Consider the following 18,391-nt stretch of genomic DNA (forward strand, 5'->3'; position numbering starts at 1 on the left):
TGCGCTCCAGATCCAGACCTGGCTCACAGTTTTTGCGGTGCGTCATTTTTCGCCATAACACGGTCACATTTATCCATATATCGTTCAGGTGTTGCAGGGTAATTTCAGCCTATCGAAAACACGTGCAGCGGAGAAATACGATGATTAAAGTGACATTTATGGGCGCAGGCAGCACCATCTTCGCCAAGAACGTACTCGGCGACATCATGGCGACGCCGGCATTGAAGGAAGTGGACATTGCGCTGTATGACATTGACAGTGCGCGCCTTAGCGAATCATTCGCTATGCTGAACAATATCAATCGCAATATTAATGGCGGCAGGGCGAAGATCACTCCTTATCTCGGGGTTGAAAATCGCCGTACGGCCTTGAAAAATGCCAACTATGTGGTGAATGCCATTCAGGTCGGTGGTTATGATCCTTGCACGATCACCGACTTTACCATTGCGAGAAAGTACGGCTTGCAGCAGACCATTGCCGATACCCTGGGAATAGGTGGGATCTTCCGCGCACTGCGCACCATTCCGGTCATGTTTGATTTTGCTCGGGATATTGAAGCGGTTTGTCCAGATGCCTGGTTGCTGAACTACACCAACCCGATGGCGTCTTTAACTGGTGCCATGCTGCGTCATACGGGTGTGAAAACGGTGGGCTTGTGTCACAGCGTGCAGGTTTGCGCGGAAACGCTGCTGAAAAGCGTGGATATGCCGACCGATGATGTGCAGTTCCACATCGCGGGCATTAACCATATGGCATGGCTGCTGGATGTTCGTCGCCACGGCGAGGATTTGTACCCAGAAATTAAACGTCGCGCCAATGCGTTACAGGGCAAGCATGATGATATGGTGCGCCATGAAATCATGAAAACCTTCGGCTATTACGTTACCGAATCTTCCGAGCATAACGCGGAGTACATGCCCTATTGGATTAAACGCCATTACCCAGAACTGATTGAGCGCTTTAACATTCCTCTCGACGAGTACCCGCGCCGCTGTATTGAGCAGATCGAACAATGGCAGCAACGTAAGCTGGCGCTGACCCATGACGCCAACCTAACTCACACGCGTACCCATGAGTATGCCTCTTACATCATTGAAGCAATGGAAACCGATCGCCCTTACAAGATTGGCGGCAATGTGCTTAATACCGGTTTGATTACCAATTTACCGGCAGAGGCCTGTGTCGAAGTGCCTTGCCTGGTCGATGGGCAGGGGGTCACGCCATGCTACGTCGGTCATTTACCGGAGCAACTGGCCGCGCTCAACCGCACCAATATCAATACCCAACTGTTGACGATCGAAGCTGCGGTGACGCATAAACGTGAGGCGATTTACCATGCAGCACTGCTGGATCCACACACTTCTGCCGAGCTGTCGATTGATGATATTCGTAAACTTTGCGATGAGCTGATTGAAGCCCACGGCAATTGGCTACCCGCTTACCACTGATCGCTGAACTACCCCGTATTACCTCCTCAAAACGCACAAGGCGCAGGGCTTCCTGCGCCGTCATAAATGGGATGGTGAGCCATGTTTTATTTGAAAAACAAGAACTTTTGGATCTTTGGTGCCTTCTGTTTTTTCTATTTCTTTATCATGGGGGCGGTGCTGCCGTTCTTTCCGATTTGGTTGCATGACGTTAACCAGCTCGATCAACAGCAAACCGGACTGGTGTTCGCCTGTATGGCGCTGTTTGCCCTGGTATTCCAACCCATTTTTGGTTTTGTCACCGACAAGTTTGGCCTGAAAAAACATCTGTTGTGGATGATCATCTTTCTGCTGCTGTTTCTGGCACCGTTGTTTATCTACGTGTTCTCGCCGCTGCTGCAAACCAATTTTGTGCTGGGGGCGGTGTTGTGCGGTATTTACCTGGGATTGGTCTGCAGCGGAGGATCGCCGGCGATTGAAGCCTATATCGAGAAAGTGAGCCGGCGCAGCCAATTTGAGTATGGCCGCGCACGCTTATTTGGCTGCATCGGCTGGGCGATTTGCGCGTCGATCGTCGGCTATATGTTCACGATTAACAATCAGTTTGCGTTTTGGTTGGCGTCGAGCTTTGCGCTGGTGTTGGCCGGTCTGCTTTATTTGTTTAAACCCGAGCAGGGCAACACGCTGGCGGTCGCAGAGGGTTTGGCGTTGAACAACAAACCCATCAAATTAAAAGCGGCGCTGAGCCTGCTGAAGATGCGTAAGTTCTGGTGCCTCGTGATGTATATCGTCGGGGTAGCCTGTGTGTATGACGTGTTTGATCAACAGTTCGCCAACTTCTTCACATCGTTTTTCAGCGATCGCCACGCGGGGACTCAGGCGTTTGGCTATGTAACCACCTTGGGCGAATTTCTTAATGCCTTTATCATGTTTTTTGCCCCCTTGATCATCAACCGCATTGGCGGCAAGAATGCGTTGCTGATAGCCGGGGTGATAATGTCTGTGCGGATTATCGGTTCGTCCCAGGCGGATTCGGTGACGGCGGTGATTTTCCTCAAAACCCTGCATATGTTTGAGGTTCCCTTCCTGTTGGTGGGTATTTTCAAATACATCACGACACAGTTTAACGTTAACCTCTCGGCATCGATTTATCTGTGGGGTTTTTGCTTCTTCAAGCAACTTTCGGCCATCGGCATGTCCTATGCCGCGGGTCTGATGTACGTTAATTACGGTTTTAAAACCTCGTATCTGATCCTCGGCTGCATCGCATTGCTGTTTACGCTAATTTCAGCCTTTACCTTGAGTAGCAGAGTGGTGGTGGTGAAGGAAGAGGGGGCGTTGCCCGTGGCGGTAAGTTAGCCTTAATCAATACAATAACGTCATGATGCTGAAAAACAGCAGCGTCAGAGCAATGATAAAACCGGTTTGTACCGTCTTGCGCATAAGACGACTCTGGCTCCAGCGGCTTGTGCTCAAGCGGTTGTCGATTGCGAACAGTGCCGGCACCATCAGCAGCACATAAACCAGCATCAGCATGGCGGTCAGTGGCTGTTGGCTCATAGGGTATTCTCCATGCTGTGGTGGATGTGCGTCACTTGTGCTGGTGTGACGTTGAGTGGTTGCCGACTGCTGTGTTCGATCATGTGCCTCCGAATGGGGCCGCCCGAGGGCGGCCACCCGTCTACTGCCTGTAATGTAGAGATGATTGTCGGCCACTGCCGAGGCCAACGGAACCATAATATTGCGAATGATAATCATTATCAATATATAGAGTGAAATTTTATTGCAGAGGGTTACGCCGGAAAGGAAATGCGTTGGGGGATGTTTACGGTGACGGAGCACGCCTGGCGGCGTGCTCCGTGATAGAACTACTGTCGACGATTATTTCGCATCAGGCAAGGCATAAGCGACGATATAGTCACCCAGCTTGGTGCCGAACGAGCCATGACCGCCTGCGGAAATGACCACGTATTGCTTACCATTAACCTCATACGTCATTGGCGTTGCCTGGCCACCGGCCGGCAACCGCGCTTCCCACAGTTTTTCACCGTTGGTCACGCTGAAAGCGCGCAGGTAGTTGTCTGCTGTCGCGCCAATAAAGAACAGGTTACCTGCGGTAGAGACAGGGCCACCCAACATTGGCATACCCATCTTGAACGGCAGCGGCAGCGGAGAGCTGTCGCGCACGGTACCGATGCGCTTTTTCCACACGATGTCGTTGGTCTTCAGGTCTACAGCAGAAATATATCCCCAGGCTGGCTGTTTGCACGGCAGGCCAAACGGTGACAGGAACGGATTCAATGTGACGCCGAACGGCACGCCATACTGTGGTTGAACGCCTGCCTCAGTGCCGCTGCCGCCCTTGTCGCCGGCTGGCGGTTCAATGGGGTTGCCTGGGCCACGCGGGATCAGTTTTGACACAAATGGCAGTGCGATAGGGTTGGCAATCGCGACCTGACGATCGGTATCGACAGACAAACCGCCCCATTCGAACATGCCGAGGTTACCTGGGAATACCAACGTACCTTGTTCTGAAGGCGGTGTGAAAGTGCCCTCATAACGCAGGCTGTGGAACATCACGCGGCAAACCAGTTGGTCGTAAATGGTCGCCCCCCACATGTCCGCGCCAGTCAGTTTTTTCTCAGGGCGGAAGGTCAGCTCAGAGAAAGGCTGAGTGGGTGACAAACGGTCGCCCTTGGCCGGGCCTTGTGGCACTGGTTTTTCGGGGGCCGGTACCACCAGTTCACCGTTGGTGCGGTTCAGTACGAAGATATTACCGGTTTTGGTCGGTACGTAGATGACCGGCACCTTATTGCCGCTCTTGTCGGTAATATCCGCCAGCGTTGGCTGGGCCGGTACGTCCATATCCCACAGATCGTGGTGCACGGTTTGATAGAACCAGACCAGTTTGCCGGTTGAGGCATTCAGCGCCAGCAGGCCACTGGCATAGCGTTCCATCTCTGGTGTGCGGTTACCGCCCCAGATGTCCGGTGTTGCTACGCCCATTGGCAGGTAGACAATATCCAGCTTGGCATCATAAGCAGCAGGTGCCCATGAGTTAGGTGAGTTCGGGGTAAAGTGATGCTCGTCTGCTGGAATCGCGTTAGGGTCTTTGGCACCCGGATCAAATGCCCACAGCAGTTTGCCGCTGTTGACGTCAAATCCGCGGATCACGCCGGACGGCTCGCGGGTTGAATAGTTGTCGGTTACGGCACCGCTGACCACGATCACCTTGTCGGTGATCACGGGCGGAGACGTCGGCTCATAATGGCCTGGCGTCGCATACGGCATATTGCTTTGCAGGTTGAGCTCGCCGTTATTGGCGAAGTCGGCACAAGGCTTACCGGTTTCGGCATCCAGGGCAAACAGGCGCCCGTCGTTCACTGGCAGGAAAATGCGTCGTGCGCACATTGCCGGTGAAGCATCAGTTGCTGAACCTGCTGCTGCGGTGGTTTCATGATAAGAAACACCGCGACAGGTGATGTGCTGGAAGGTCGGGTTGAAGTTCAACTGAGGATCAAATTTCCACTTCTGCTTACCGGTGGCCGCATCCAGTGCAAACAGCTTCTGGTGAGGTGTACACAGGTAGAGCGTATCGCGGATTTTAATCGGGGTGACTTCGTTGGTGATTTCCCCTGGATCGTTAGCGGTTTTCAGATCGCCGGTTTGGAAGGTCCAGGCTTCTTTGAGCTGGCCTACGTTTTTGTCGTTGATCTGGCTCAGAGGGGAATAACGCGTACCTTCCTGCGTCCGGCCATAGGCAGGCCAATCGGCGTCAGACGCCTGGGATTCTGCTTTCACCTGCGCAGGCTCAAGGGTGCCGTTGATCTCTTGCGGATCGTTAAATACGGCATAGGCCAGTACCGCGACGGTGAACACCAGCGCAATGCTCAGAGCGCTGTAGGCCAATTTGCCGTTCGCGATTAGCTTGTGATAGATAAACGGTAACACCAGCCACAGGCCGAAGAAGAAGGTGACGTCCAGGCGTGGCGTCAGCGCCCAGAAGTCCGGGCCGACCTCCCACAGTGCCCAAATTGTGGTGCCGAGTAAAAACACGGCATACAGCAGCAGTGCGGTGGCGCGGCGACGAGCCAGCAGCCAAGCGGTAACCAGCAAAACCAGGCCGGCGATGATGTAGTACAGTGAACCGCCGAGTTTGGCCAGCCAGATGCCGCCTCCCAGCAGATAGAGCCCACTCAACGCGGCAAACAGCGCCGTGATGATGATGAGCGGCGACAATGATGCTTTATTTTGCATAGTATTATCCTTACCAAAATGAAAAGTCCCCGATTTAGAGATTAAGCCATATCCAAAAAAACACGCGGTTTCTCCCTAAAAATCCGTCCCGTATGTTCGGCAACCTCTCTCATCACCAACGCCAATCGGCACTGACAGCAAAAATGGAGAGGACAGTTTTGGATGATTGAAGAAATTCTAAAATCGAGGTTAAAACCAAAACAAGACTGAATCAGGCACAGCGCTCGACAACGCCCTTAAACGGATGAGTCAGCACCGCCTGAAGCGCGGCTAGGTTACTCTAACTGTTACTCTTTAGTTACATACCTTGTGCTGTTTTTGCGATTATTTGTTGGTTTTATGAATGCAGCTCATAGGCTCAAGCACAGTTAACCCATAGTCATTTGCCGACCGTCCTCCTACAGTAATCACACTTTGTTTGCCGCGGCGTGAGCGGTGGCCAGCGTGACACTTTTGGAGGCAAAAATGCAAAAACGTAAACTGGGTAGCAGTGGTTTAGACGTCTCGGCGTTGGGTTTAGGCTGCATGGGGCTGAGTTTTGGCTATGGCCCGGCAACGGATAAACAGCAGGGGATCGCGTTGATTCGTGCGGCAGTGGATCAGGGCGTGACCTTTTTCGATACCGCTGAAGTGTATGGGCCCTTCACCAATGAGACACTGGTCGGCGAAGCGTTGGCTCCGGTGCGTGATCGCGTCGTGATCGCCACCAAATTTGGTTTTGAACTGCCCCAGCCGGATGGCAAACAGGTGCTCAATAGCCGGCCGGAGCATATCCGTCAGGCGGTGGAAGGGTCACTGAAACGTCTGAATATTGAAACGATCGATCTGCTTTACCAGCATCGGGTCGATCCCAACGTCCCGATTGAAGACGTTGCCGGTACTGTGAAGACCTTGATCCAGGAAGGGAAAGTGAAGCATTTTGGTTTGTCAGAGGCCGGGGCGCAAACCATTCGCCGTGCCCATGCCGTACAGCCGGTGACGGCATTGCAAAGTGAATATTCGCTGTGGTGGCGCGAGCCGGAGCAAGAAATCTTACCGACGCTGCACGAGTTGGGCATCGGTTTTGTGCCCTTTAGCCCGCTGGGGAAAGGTTTCCTGACCGGGGCGATTAATGAAAATACTGCCTTTGACAGCGCTGACTTCCGCAATATTGTGCCGCGTTTCAGCGCGGAGGCACGTAAAGCTAACCAGGGGCTGGTGGATGTCCTGGGGCAAATCGCGCAGCAAAAAGGGGTAACTTCAGCCCAAATTGCGTTGGCCTGGTTGCTGGCGCAACATCCGTGGATTGTTCCTATTCCAGGGACCACCAAGCAGCATCGCCTGCAAGAGAACCTGGGTGCAGTGGCGATAACGTTGAACGTGGATGAACTGCGCAGCATCGAGGGGGCACTTGCCGCCATTGAGGTGCAGGGCGCCCGTTATCCTGCACATTTGCAACAGTACGTCGGGCGTTGAAAGTGGCCCCCTGCCGCAGGTGTTTGCAGCGGGGAATTCAGGGTTGGCGCGTCTACCCGTAGGGCGAAGGCCGCAGTGTGCTGCCGACGGCTGAGGTTTCAAACCATAGGTCCTTGCGCATTTCATCCCGCTTTAGGCGTTATCCGGTGAAATGACGCGCAGCTTCTACAATTATTCTGTCCATGCCCGTCATGCTTCAAGCTGCAGGTGTGTTGGCTGCCTTTCTCACTGGGTAAGTTCATCGGGACTCACTCAGTTGCCGCCTTCCTGCCTGCAACCCGAATTATTTAGGGTATATGTTAGCGTCGGCAGCTTTTACCGAAATGGAGAAATACGTGAAAATTCAACGCAGCGGTTCCCAACCTTCTCGTCCAGGTCCAGAGGATTATTTCACCGGCAAAGTGCGCATTGACGCGCCATTTACCGGCAGCGCACCGGCCCGCATCGGCGGCGCGACCGTGACCTTTGAGCCAGGAGCACGTACCGCCTGGCACACGCATCCACTTGGACAAACGCTGATTGTTACCCAAGGGCGAGGCTGGATCCAGGTATGGGGCGACGAGATCCAGGAAATGAATCAGGGCGATATTGTTTGGATCCCGGAAGACGTCAAACACTGGCACGGCGCGACACCGGATACTGCCATGACCCATATTGCAATCGCTGAGTCACTTAACGGCAGCCCGGTTGACTGGATGGAAAAGGTCAGTGACGCACAGTATCAGAAATAGAGCTGTGACAATCATAATGAAATATATTCGGAAACTGCCTCAGCGGTGCGTGGAAAAGAAAGGCTATAAGTCCTTACCTGATTTAGATGATGGCGAATAAGAGACAGCTCTGGGAGTTGAAGGTGGTAATGGGTTGAATTCCCTTTCGCCGATCAAAGGGGAGGTGGTTCCTTACAGAATCATAAATAGGCCATTTTGGTCAGTGCTTAAAATGGCCCGACATTATTTTTCGTGAACGGATGGATGCTTTCTAAATATTCTCGTGTTGGCCTGCTCGATAGAGGGAAGTTCTTGCCATATCGCAGCGTTGCCCAAGAAGTGGGTCACATTACTGTCATGACAGAGCGACAGATTGGAGCAGGCAAAAACACCCTGTGGTATCAAATGCTGATATATCTTTTCGAGCAGACCAAACTCAGGCGCAAACCCGTCAAAGAAGACAAAGTCATAATCTTTTCCCAGTCTATCTATAACATTATCAAAATCACCTTGATGCGTGGTTATCTTCTCGGAGAGGCCCTGGAAATTGAAATTATGTCGTGCAAGAGTGATATTAACCTCATCAAGGTCAATCGTATCGATAATGGCCTTGGGTGACGACAACGCCATCACACAAGAGGTGAATCCAATGGCCGTACCGAATTCAAGTATGCGTGAAGGCTGTAGTTTACTGACAGTATTATACAATCCTGTTGCATCTTCGAAGACGTACGACCAATTTCCTCTTTTCTGCTGTAGCCTTTTCGTTTCCTGATAGAGCCTGTTCAGAGATGAGAGGATAGGATGATTTGATATATTTCTGGAGGTCATAGTTTAGCTCTTTGTTAGCGGTATTCATCCGATGACGAATACCGCCGATGATTAATTAAAACTTGCTGAAAAAATTCGAGATATGAGGAACTGCGGCGTCGACGGTCAAGGGATCCTGATAAAACTGAAGTTGGTTTCTGCCACCAAACCAGACCAACTGCTTGGTGCTGCTGCCGATGCTGTCGAACAGGCGGCGTGGAATATGTTCACCGCTGGCCGCACGCTCACTATGAACCATCAAAACCGGTTTGTTCAGGCTGGCGATCGCTTCGCTGCTATCGCGAGCCCAGATACCCGCTTCGCTCATGCGGGTCATTTTGTTTTCCCACCGGCCTCGGTGATTTGCCAAAACATCATGTTGCGCCCAAGGAGCATAGAAATTGTAAATAGCCTCCGCGGTGAGATAGGCGGATTTATCCTCGGTGCTTACCACGGGGATATACTCAACCTCACCCGTTTCTTCGAAGCGTTTTTTCGCCTTGAGCGCCAGGCCAACCCGGGTGTCTATTGCCTCTTGCGACTGCAGATAAAGCATCCATGTTTCTGGCACCAGATACTGGCCAGCAACCAGGGCGGTGGCGCGGATTAGCGGATTGGCGTTGACCGCGTCAATAGTCCAGTTCACGCCCTGGCATATGCCGAGTGCGTAAATGTGTTCTTCATCAACGTTGTCCAACTGTGACAAATAAGCGACCGCAGCATTTAAATCTTCGGTTTTATTTACGCCCCAGTCGTAACCGCGTGGTTCACCTGCGGATTCGCCAAAACCCCGTGGGTCAAAGATCAGGACGGTGAAGCCATATTTGACCAAACGACTGGCGTACTGCAGCGGAGCCTGCTCTTTCACATAACTGATAGGCCCCATGACTGCGATGGCCGATGTGCGGTTAGCCGATTTTACTGGTGAAAAAAGATTGCCTACAATTTCCACACCCTGGCTATCAAAGGTGATGCGCTCGACAATATAATCAGTGACCTGCAGACGGGATGCGTTGTCCCAATCCTGAGTTTTAAATAGACCCGTACTGGTTCTGGTGAGAAAACCAGGTTCGGAGCCGGCATTTTTCGCTTGGGAGATGTCGTTCATCATTGTACTCCTTATAATCCCAGTTCTTTTGCTATCGTCAGGGCGAACACTTCCAAATCACCCGGATTTCTTGAGGTGATCAGTACCCAACCATTCTCGTCCGAGCGGACCACGGAAGCATCGATCCAACTGGCACCGGCATTGGTCAAATCTGTTTTCATCGTGTGGTAAGAGGTGAGTTTCTTACCTTTCAGACGATCGGCCTCGACTAACAGCCAGGGCGCGTGGCATACGGCCGCTACGGGTTTGCCAGCGTTGATGAATTCGTTGACCAACCTTATGGCGTGTTTATCGATGCGAATGTTGTCGGCATTTACCGTGCCGCCTGGAATGACCAATGCGTCGAAGTCGCTGGCTTTAATCCCGTCGTCAAGCGGCAGATCGGCATTAATGACTTCATCTTTGTCGGTGTCATTAACAAACGTCTGTACGAATAAACTGTCTGCCGCTGCGTGTACCACCTCAGCGCCTTTGGCGGTAAGACGGTGTAGAGGAATAAGCAGTTCATCCTTTTCCACACCTATTTTATAAGTGATGAAAAGGATCCGTTTATTAAAATTGGGCATAGGTTCTACCTTATTCTTGAGGTTCGATAGCGATAATAGCAACGGTAAACTGTGCCGAACCAGTCTCTGACAGAGCTACCTTGTTACAATGACCTGTGTAGGTAAGATATTTTTATATTTATTAACCGGTTATGCTTGCGGTGAGTTTTGTAGTTCGTTCAATATTTTGGTGAAGCATTGCTCCTGCCTTTTTAATTCCAACAAAAATTCATGCGGTGTGAGCCGGTGGTCTATCCCTGTAAGATAGGCTAGCGCTAATTGTAAGATAGGCTAGCGCTAATTCTTTAGCCGTGTAATGATTAAACTGATACATATTAAATCCTTGGCGGAGTGAAAATGATTTTTTAAGAGGGGGCAAGTGATATAACATTAGTGCTCTTGTGAAGATTAAAACAGTCTTTTTTAGTACCACTTTGTTAATTACATTAAGGTTAATTTAGGTAGGGTTATGTTTCTGTTATGAAAATCAAGAGAATCTTTCCCTATATTAAAATTCGACCTTGATGAAATTAATTAAATATTTATAATTTTTTGGCGTAGTATGATAACAATGACTCTAACGGAACAGGATGTTGTATGAATATGTTGACCGAACAGATCCGTAGTTTCTTTTACAGCAGGCGATGTCACCTGAAACCTGCTGATCTTGGCATTGCGGATGACGGGAAAAAGAGAAGGGTCAAAGGATTACGTCGGGATGAACTGGCTGAGTCGGCTGGTTTGAGCGTTGAATACTATACCAAGTTGGAACAGGGGCGCGTTAATAATCCGTCATTGCAAACGCTTTCGGTGCTGGCAGATGTGTTACGTTTAGATGCATCAGAGCGGCAATACCTGTATTTATTGTTTAATCGTGAACGGCCTCTGGCTTCTGCTGCGATACAATCGGACATTGAGACGCTCCAATTCTATATTGAATCATTTGTATTGACGCCCGCTTATTTCCTGGATGCAAGGCTCGATATCATCAGCCCCAACTTTTTGGCAAGAAAGCTTATTACCGGCACGGCTGCGGATGTGAAAGTGTTGAATCTGGCCAGGGTGGTTTTTCTTGATAAAGAGGCAAGGAACCGATACGGCACCTGGCGTGAGAAGGCTGAGGACACAGCGGCTATGCTGCGTTTTGCAATAGCACTGTTTCCCCAAGATCCGTATCTTTTTGATTTGCATGCCGAACTGTATGAGCGAAGCGATTTGTTCAGGATGTTATGGAATCAGCATCGTGTATTAGAAAAAACCAACGGCTATCGGCCACTGTTTCATCCGGATGGAACGATGCTTGAAACCTCGTATGAGACATTTACGCTTAATCAAAACCCTTCATTGCGTTTGGTGGTTTATTTTCCAAAGGATGCAGCGACCCGAGAGCGTCTTTCGGCCTTACAGCAATAGAAGATTTCGGAAAACTGGCCAAGAATAATATATTGCTATTTTTGGCCGGTCTGCATTAAAAAACGCATGCGGTTTCCAAGTGGATTAATGAGGTTTTGGCGTCTTTCTGGTTTACAATTAATTTCTTAGCTGCGTGAGGAATATAAATAGACATTCCGACTGGCTAATGCCACAGCTTTGTTAATTTCGTTTTTAATGTCATGTAATTATAAATATAGAGTTGGGAGGTGAAATGAAATTACATCAGTTAAGCTTATTCTGCGCCATTGTTGAAAATGGGACTATTGCTGCTGCTGCAAAAAAACTGAACTGTGTCCCATCCAACATAACTATACGCCTGAAGCAACTCGAGGATCAGTTGGATACCAAACTGTTTAATAGAGAAAAAAATCGCCTGTTGATAACGCCGCAGGGCCGTATACTTTACCGCAATGCAAAAGACTTGCTAGAACGTTCCATGGATATTAAAAAGTTATTCAATAAAAATGCCGAAGTGCGAGGGGTTTTTTTTATAGGCGCTCTAGATGGCGTACTCTCGGCTCACATGCCATCATACATCGTCAATCATCGAATCAAGCACCCGAAGGTTGAGTTAAACATAAGATCTGATAATTCCTTAAGTCTGGAGAGAGACCTTCTTGATGGAGCATTGGATTTAATTATATCCGATGGGCCAATAGAGCACCCATTACTTTCCAGTTCTTTAGCGTTTAAGGAAAGTCTTGTGTTGATTGTGCCACCGTCATTGCCTGAAACAATCACACTGAGTCTTCTGGAGACGCTGGATCTTTATACATTCAGAAAAAGCTGTAGTTATCGTCATCAGATAGAAAATTGGCTCTCAAGCAACCATATTACGCCTAATATGGTGTTAGAAATGGAGTCTTATGATGTCATTACCGCATGTGTAAGTGCCGGCTTGGGTTTTTCGTTGGTTCCTGAAAGTATTTTAGAAAAACAATCGCTCTGCAAGCATGATGTTCAAACAATTAAAATACCTGAACTTAACACTAATGATGTGTTTTTTGTTTGGCGTAAAAGCGATGATAAATCGGATTTAATTTATGATTTCATATCAGAGAGTGTCAGCTAATGATATTGCATGGGTAAAATAACGGATATGTAATTAATTGTCAGGCAGAGTGACTTGTGTTATCGCTTTTACTGGTTGCGTCAAAAATATTCATGGGCAGTGGCTTTAAAATAATGGCCACTGCCCACTCAATGATTGGATTTTTTCTCGGAAGATCCCATTGACCTATAGAGTTAAAAATTAAATACGGATTTCACTCTTTTCAGTAAGCCAGAGAAAATTAAGATAATATGATTGATTCCTGTATTGTAGACTCCCTTAGCAGAATAGAATAAAAACGAGGGGTAATATCAATCTATTATACTAGGACACTCATTGCATTAAGTAAGTTACAAACTTATACATCAATACTCATCCACTTCACCTGGCTCTGATTTGAAGGTCGGAACGCCTTTAACACCAGAGTAGGTCAATATCAGCACCGTTTCTGTGTTTCCACTAATACCACGATGCACACCACCTACTGTCTCTGGGAATGCCTCGCCTGCGTTAAAGGTGATTTTTTTACCTGAGTCTCGATCTTCGAGTGTTAGCTGTCCTTTTAGTATATACCCCGTATTAGGATACGGGTGCGTATGCCAAGGAAGGGCAGTGTTTGCAGGTATTGTCATCCTAATGACCCTTAAATCAGGCTGACCAGATGGGTAACTCTTATACGGAGTTCCATCCCAAGATGAGGTGCTTTCAACCAACTGTTCTACTTTGGCCGATTCTGTTTTTTGGTCTTTGGAGAATGCTGATGTGGATGTTAGAAGAAAAAGCAATGATAAAATAATTTTACTTTTCATGTGTGACTCCAAAAATGTGCACGTAAAATTACGTTTGTGAATGAAGGATGTTTTTTGCATTTGACGGGGGATTTATATCAATGCTTATTCACGGGTGAAAGTGACTTTTTTTAAGTGTATCGGTTACTATTCTGCATTGAATAAATAATTACATCTTGAGAGTTTGTTTTTCTGGCATAAACAAATTGTCCGTTAGCGGCCCGTATTATACGGGCCGTATCATCACATCAGGTGGTTAGCTGTCTAGCCCACCGAGGCACAGGTACTTAATCTCAAGATAGTCCTCGATGCCGTATTTTGACCCTTCACGCCCCAAGCCGGAGCTTTTGACCCCGCCGAAGGGGGCGACTTCGGTAGAAATCAGCCCTTCATTGATGCCGACGATACCGTATTCCAGAGCTTCTGCGACGCGCATCACGCGGCCAATATCACGGCTGTAGAAGTATGATGCCAGGCCAAATGGCGTATCGTTGGCCAACTCAATGGCCTCGGCTTCATATTCAAAGCGGATCAATGGCGCTACCGGGCCAAAGGTCTCTTCATGGAAGATTTTGGCCTGACGCGGCACGTCGGTCAGGATGGTGGGCAAAAAGAAGTTTTTGCCCAAGGCATGCGGTTTTCCCCCCAACAAAACCGATGCGCCGTGCTGCACCGCGTCAGCGATATGTTCACTGACCTTTTCGACGGCAGCGGAGTTAATCAAGGGCCCGATGGTCACGCCATCGTCCATGCCGTTACCGACTTTCAGTTTTTCTACCGCGGTTTTCAGCTTTTCAGCAAAGGCATCATAAATGCCGTCCTGTACCAGGAAACGGTTGGTGCACACGCAGGTCTGGCCGGCATTACGGTATTTAGAGGCCACGGCGCCGATGACAGCGGCATCCAGATCGGCATCGTCAAACACGATAAATGGCGCATTGCCACCCAGTTCCATACTGGTCTTTTTGATCGTAGGCGCACACTGTGCCAGCAACTGTGCGCCCACCTCAGTACTGCCGGTAAACGAAAGCTTGCGCACGTCTGGGTTGGCGGTCAGCTCTGCACCGATGGCCTGGCTTGGGCCGGTAATCACGTTGCAGACCCCCGCCGGTAACCCCGCGCGTTCGGCCAGCACCGCAATGGCCAGTGCCGAGAATGGCGTTTGGCTGGCAGGGCGGATCACGCCGGTGCAGCCTGCCGCCCAACCGGGACCGGCCTTGCGGGTGATCATGGCAGCAGGAAAGTTCCAGGGTGTAATGGCGGCGAAAACCCCAATCGGTTCTTTCTGCACGATAATGCGGCGGCCGGGCTGGGGTTGCGGGATGGTATCGCCGTAAACGCGTTTGCCTTCTTCGGCAAACCACTCAATAAAGGACGCCGCATAGGCAATCTCACCACGGCTTTCGGCCAGCGGTTTACCCTGTTCTGCGGTCATGATACGAGCCAGGTCGTCCTGATTTTCCATCATCAGTTCAAACAGGCGGCGCAGCTTACCGGCGCGTTCTTTGGCGGTCAGCGCACGCCAGGCTGGCTGGGCTTTCTTGGCGGCGGCAATCGCCCGTGCTGTTTCCCTGGCACCCAAAGCCGGTACCTGGCCGATCAATTCACCGGTTGCGGGATTGTGGATCTTGATACTCTGGTCATCTTTGACCGGCAGCCATTGCCCATCGATATAGTTGGCTTCGCGGAACAGTGAGGCATCTTTGAGGGTGGCAGAGAAGTGATTGCTCATCGGTTATCTTCCTTTTTCAGAATTCAACACAGGGTGACCTATCCCAAACGGCTACCCTTTACCCTAGCAAACTTTCCCGGCTTCATTTGCCCCATCCGTGGCAAGAAATCAATTTACTGCCTTGAGCACCTTCTGTACAAAAAATGCCCGCGTTCGAGACGATACTGACATTAGCAAGTCTATGACCCTTTTTGAAATGACCATACCCTGGGAATTTCACGCTGTAGTCACCAACGCGGCAACGTGAAAGGCGAAGGGGATAAAAGGAGTGTGCAGAATGATGACTTCAGTGAATCGGCACCTTGCAGTCCATAGCGGCAGTAATATGGATTTTTTGGCTTCAAGCATTGCATTGATGGAGTGGCAGGGACGGGAGATTGACGCCGAGAACGTGGCCGGCAATATGTCTGAGTCTCAAAGCCGTTTGTTCTTTGAACGTTTGAATTATTTCCGCCAGCTTTATCAGGCGGCTTCGACCTTAGAACACAGCGTCTAAACGACCTCAACCGACCCCGCCAGAGCGGGGTTTTTTATACCGGCCATACCCCGGTATTCAGCGTTGCCGGTGAATACTCCAGATTGCGGCCGCGCCACGGCAGAGCCTGAGAAAAGCGCCATGCACTGCGTATATCGAAACGCCAATAGCGTTCAGCGCCCACTACGCCGTGCCCAATTTCCGTTTGCCAGAGAATTTGGGTTTCCCCTTGCAGGTGCAAAATATCCCCATGCTCAAAATCGACAAACAACAATGCCGCACGCGGCTCCGCAAGCAGATTACCCAGCGTATTCATATACCGGTTGCCACGAAAATCGGGTATCCACAGGGTATTACCCGCCAAATAAATAAAACCCGGTTTACCACCGCGGTGGGAGATATCGACCCCACCTTGTGCCAGCGTGGCGTGGGCGCAACTGGCGACAAAACAGGTATCAGCCTGGCGGATTAACCTTTCAGCGGACGCGTCCAATGTCAGGAGCTGTTCAATCGGCGTAGGTGAGCCGCTTACCGGATACAGTTCACGCCGCTGAATATACTGCGGGCAGTTACCAAAACTCTGTCTGACGTCGATCTCAATACGGTTCTTGTCGGTGCGTCCAATAATACCGTTGACGCGGTTACGACGCCGGTTGCTGAAGTCCAACCCCAACGCACCCACCGCTTTACCCGTTTCCAACGCAGCCTGCGCGGGATCGTCACTTCGCCGAGGAGCGCTGATGCGCAGGTGGCCGTTGTCCGGCGTGCGCAGGAAACCGGGCGGGCCGCAGAACAGTGTTGCCACTGGCCAATCTTGGTTGTCCAGTGTGGCGACGAACAGATAAGGCAGGGCAGCGAAAAACGCGCGATGCTGCTCTGGCATGCTGGGGTAAATGCCGCCACTTACCCGATCAAACCCGGCTAACGTCTGGGCGCGCAGCTCGTCGGGATGAAACACCGGTTGGCTCATCCGTTACCTCTTGCCGGGTTCCGGCAGCGTTGGCATGGCGAAGAAACCGGGCAGCGCAGCGATACGTGCCACCCAGCGTTGAATCGCGGGATAGGGGGTCAGAGCAATGCCGCCCTCCGGGGCCACCGCGACATAGCTGTAGCAGGCCAGATCGGCAATAGTGGCATTATCAGTTGCCAGAAACTCACGGTCGGTCAGATGCTGTTCCATCTGTGGCAGAAAACGGGCGGCGACCGCCAGTGCACTCTGATAATCCTCTGGCGCAGAGAATTGCGCGATCAAACGGCTTGACGCTGGCCCATAGCGTACTTCTCCGGCGGCTTTGGATAACCATTCTTGCACCTGAGCCGCCGCGAAGGGGGATTCCGGCAGCCAATGGCTGTCCGGGGCGTAGCATTTGACCAGATACACCAGAATGGCATTACTGTCGGCCAGCACCTGGGCGCCATCTTCCAGTACGGGGATCTGGCCAAAAGGGTTCAGGCGGCGAAACTGCTCGCTCTGACGCACCTCCGCCCCGGCCTCGATAAATTCATACGGGAGATCAAGCATCCGCAATAGCAGCGCCACACGGTGAACATGGCCGGAAAGCGGGGTACCGTAAAGTTTCAGTTTTTGCATGGTAAGGCTCCTCAACAATTATTATCAGCATACTCTTGCAGACAGCGAGCGAAATCCGGCAATGTGGAAATTGATAATTTCACTTTATGGAACAATCTATGGATCGGTTGGACGAACTGGCGATCTTTGTTGCGGTGATCCAGCAGGGTAGCCTCGCCGCTGCCGGGCGCAAGCTACGGCGTTCCGCACCGGCGATCACCCGGGCCATTGCCTCACTGGAGCAGCGCTTGGGCGCCCGGTTGGTTGAGCGCACCACCCGGCGGCTGGCACCAACCGAGGCGGGGTTACGCCTGATGGAACGCGCACAGGTATTGCTGCATGAATATCAGGCTGCCGTGTTAGACACGGCGGATACTCAGCTCACGGGCCTGTTGCGGATCACATCGCCGGTGCAGTTTGGGCGCAAGCATGTGGCACCGGTGGTGATGGCCTTTCTCGACCGCTATCCTCAGATGCAGATTGAGCTGGTGCTCAACGATCGCAATCTGGACTTGATCGATGAAGGGCTGGATGTGGCAATACGCATCGGGCATCTGCAAGATTCTTCACGGGTGGCGCGGCGGCTGGGGCAGGTCTCCAGGGTTACGGTCGCCAGCCCGGCTTATTTGGCACGGCGCGGGGAACCTCAAGAACCGGCGCAACTGGCGGATCATGACACCATCGTCGGTACCCAACGGGCGTCGCTGCGTGAATGGCGCTTTGGCCCACAGGAAAATGGCGAGCGGGTGCGCTTGACGCCGCGCTTGCTGCTTAACGAGGTTGAAACGCAGTTATTGGCGGTGCGCGCAGGCAAAGGCATCGCCCGGCTGTTGTCGTACCAGGTTGCGGACGATTTGGCGGCGGGTACGCTGGTGCGTCTATTGCCGGCCTATGAACCCTTGCCAATGCCGGTGCAATTGGTGGCTCAGAACGTACAGAGAATGCCGCTAAAGGTACGCACATTTTGGGATTATGCCTGGCAAGAACTCAGCCAATTAGCGCACATTCAACCGGTAGAATAATAAAGGC

Annotated in this window: 17 protein-coding genes; 8 read left to right on the forward strand and 9 right to left on the reverse strand. The window is 51.0% G+C overall.

Going from position 1 to position 18,391, the window contains the following annotated elements; translation table 11 throughout:
• Window positions 1-140 precede the first annotated feature (140 nt).
• The gene (locus AC2FC2_RS24895) at window positions 141-1,448 is read left to right on the forward strand and encodes an alpha-glucosidase/alpha-galactosidase (RefSeq protein WP_490309006.1); all 1,308 of its coding nucleotides are present in this window, start codon (window positions 141-143) and stop codon (window positions 1,446-1,448) included.
• An 81-nt stretch (window positions 1,449-1,529) separates the two neighbouring features.
• Window positions 1,530-2,786, forward strand: coding sequence for an MFS transporter (locus AC2FC2_RS24900; protein WP_490660070.1), 1,257 nt, complete (start codon window positions 1,530-1,532; stop codon window positions 2,784-2,786).
• 6 nt (window positions 2,787-2,792) lie between these two features.
• On the opposite strand, the gene AC2FC2_RS24905 is transcribed toward AC2FC2_RS24900, so the two are convergent.
• Both AC2FC2_RS24905 and AC2FC2_RS24910 read right to left on the reverse strand, forming a co-directional pair.
• The gene (locus tag AC2FC2_RS24905; RefSeq protein ID WP_490660071.1) at window positions 2,793-2,987 is read right to left on the reverse strand and encodes a hypothetical protein; all 195 of its coding nucleotides are present in this window, start codon (window positions 2,985-2,987) and stop codon (window positions 2,793-2,795) included.
• 321 nt (window positions 2,988-3,308) lie between these two features.
• On the reverse strand, window positions 3,309-5,684 hold the full coding sequence (locus tag AC2FC2_RS24910; RefSeq protein ID WP_404759312.1) for a glucose/quinate/shikimate family membrane-bound PQQ-dependent dehydrogenase: 2,376 nt from the start codon (window positions 5,682-5,684) through the stop codon (window positions 3,309-3,311).
• A gap of 465 nt (window positions 5,685-6,149) precedes the next feature.
• Here AC2FC2_RS24910 and AC2FC2_RS24915 point away from each other — a divergent pair, with 465 nt between their 5' ends.
• Together AC2FC2_RS24915 and AC2FC2_RS24920 are read left to right on the forward strand one after the other, a co-directional pair.
• Window positions 6,150-7,139, forward strand: a complete 990-nt coding sequence (locus AC2FC2_RS24915) for an aldo/keto reductase (protein ID WP_490660072.1) — start codon at window positions 6,150-6,152, stop codon at window positions 7,137-7,139.
• A gap of 335 nt (window positions 7,140-7,474) precedes the next feature.
• Complete coding sequence (locus AC2FC2_RS24920; RefSeq protein ID WP_404759313.1) at window positions 7,475-7,870, forward strand: (R)-mandelonitrile lyase; 396 nt, start codon at window positions 7,475-7,477, stop codon at window positions 7,868-7,870.
• 222 nt (window positions 7,871-8,092) lie between these two features.
• On the opposite strand, the gene AC2FC2_RS24925 is transcribed toward AC2FC2_RS24920, so the two are convergent.
• Genes AC2FC2_RS24925 through AC2FC2_RS24935 form a run of 3 tightly spaced genes read right to left on the reverse strand, consistent with a single transcriptional unit; the run spans window position 8,093 to window position 10,333 of the window.
• The gene (locus AC2FC2_RS24925) at window positions 8,093-8,680 is read right to left on the reverse strand and encodes an O-methyltransferase (protein WP_265554052.1); all 588 of its coding nucleotides are present in this window, start codon (window positions 8,678-8,680) and stop codon (window positions 8,093-8,095) included.
• 55 nt (window positions 8,681-8,735) lie between these two features.
• The gene (locus AC2FC2_RS24930; protein ID WP_265554051.1) at window positions 8,736-9,770 is read right to left on the reverse strand and encodes an alpha/beta hydrolase; all 1,035 of its coding nucleotides are present in this window, start codon (window positions 9,768-9,770) and stop codon (window positions 8,736-8,738) included.
• Between the two features lie 8 nt (window positions 9,771-9,778).
• On the reverse strand, window positions 9,779-10,333 hold the full coding sequence (locus AC2FC2_RS24935) for a DJ-1/PfpI/YhbO family deglycase/protease (RefSeq protein WP_490660073.1): 555 nt from the start codon (window positions 10,331-10,333) through the stop codon (window positions 9,779-9,781).
• A gap of 576 nt (window positions 10,334-10,909) precedes the next feature.
• Between AC2FC2_RS24935 and AC2FC2_RS24940 the strand changes: the two genes are divergently transcribed.
• Window positions 10,910-11,725, forward strand: a complete 816-nt coding sequence (locus AC2FC2_RS24940) for a helix-turn-helix domain-containing protein (RefSeq protein WP_265554047.1) — start codon at window positions 10,910-10,912, stop codon at window positions 11,723-11,725.
• 232 nt (window positions 11,726-11,957) lie between these two features.
• Window positions 11,958-12,818, forward strand: a complete 861-nt coding sequence (locus tag AC2FC2_RS24945; RefSeq protein ID WP_265554045.1) for a LysR family transcriptional regulator — start codon at window positions 11,958-11,960, stop codon at window positions 12,816-12,818.
• 344 nt (window positions 12,819-13,162) lie between these two features.
• Here AC2FC2_RS24945 and AC2FC2_RS24950 read toward each other — a convergent pair whose 3' ends face one another.
• Together AC2FC2_RS24950 and gabD are read right to left on the reverse strand one after the other, a co-directional pair.
• Window positions 13,163-13,606: a cupin domain-containing protein gene (locus AC2FC2_RS24950; protein ID WP_265554042.1), complete on the reverse strand. Its 444-nt coding sequence runs from the start codon at window positions 13,604-13,606 to the stop codon at window positions 13,163-13,165.
• 235 nt (window positions 13,607-13,841) lie between these two features.
• Window positions 13,842-15,317: an NADP-dependent succinate-semialdehyde dehydrogenase gene (gene gabD, locus AC2FC2_RS24955; RefSeq protein ID WP_404759318.1), complete on the reverse strand. Its 1,476-nt coding sequence runs from the start codon at window positions 15,315-15,317 to the stop codon at window positions 13,842-13,844.
• Window positions 15,318-15,594: 277 nt separating this feature from the next.
• Here gabD and AC2FC2_RS24960 point away from each other — a divergent pair, with 277 nt between their 5' ends.
• Window positions 15,595-15,813 (forward strand): glycogen synthesis protein, encoded by a 219-nt coding sequence (locus AC2FC2_RS24960; RefSeq protein WP_209635750.1) that lies wholly within the window; start codon window positions 15,595-15,597, stop codon window positions 15,811-15,813.
• Between the two features lie 34 nt (window positions 15,814-15,847).
• Here AC2FC2_RS24960 and AC2FC2_RS24965 read toward each other — a convergent pair whose 3' ends face one another.
• Together AC2FC2_RS24965 and AC2FC2_RS24970 are read right to left on the reverse strand one after the other, a co-directional pair.
• Window positions 15,848-16,762, reverse strand: coding sequence for a pyridoxamine 5'-phosphate oxidase family protein (locus AC2FC2_RS24965; protein WP_490660074.1), 915 nt, complete (start codon window positions 16,760-16,762; stop codon window positions 15,848-15,850).
• 3 nt (window positions 16,763-16,765) lie between these two features.
• Entirely contained in the window at window positions 16,766-17,383 is a 618-nt protein-coding gene (locus AC2FC2_RS24970; protein ID WP_404759320.1) for a glutathione S-transferase, read from the reverse strand.
• A 98-nt stretch (window positions 17,384-17,481) separates the two neighbouring features.
• Between AC2FC2_RS24970 and AC2FC2_RS24975 the strand changes: the two genes are divergently transcribed.
• Window positions 17,482-18,384, forward strand: a complete 903-nt coding sequence (locus AC2FC2_RS24975; protein ID WP_209635744.1) for a LysR family transcriptional regulator — start codon at window positions 17,482-17,484, stop codon at window positions 18,382-18,384.
• Window positions 18,385-18,391 lie beyond the last annotated feature (7 nt).

It is taken from the genome of Serratia sp. CoH_122_TC_1, from assembly GCF_058191755.1.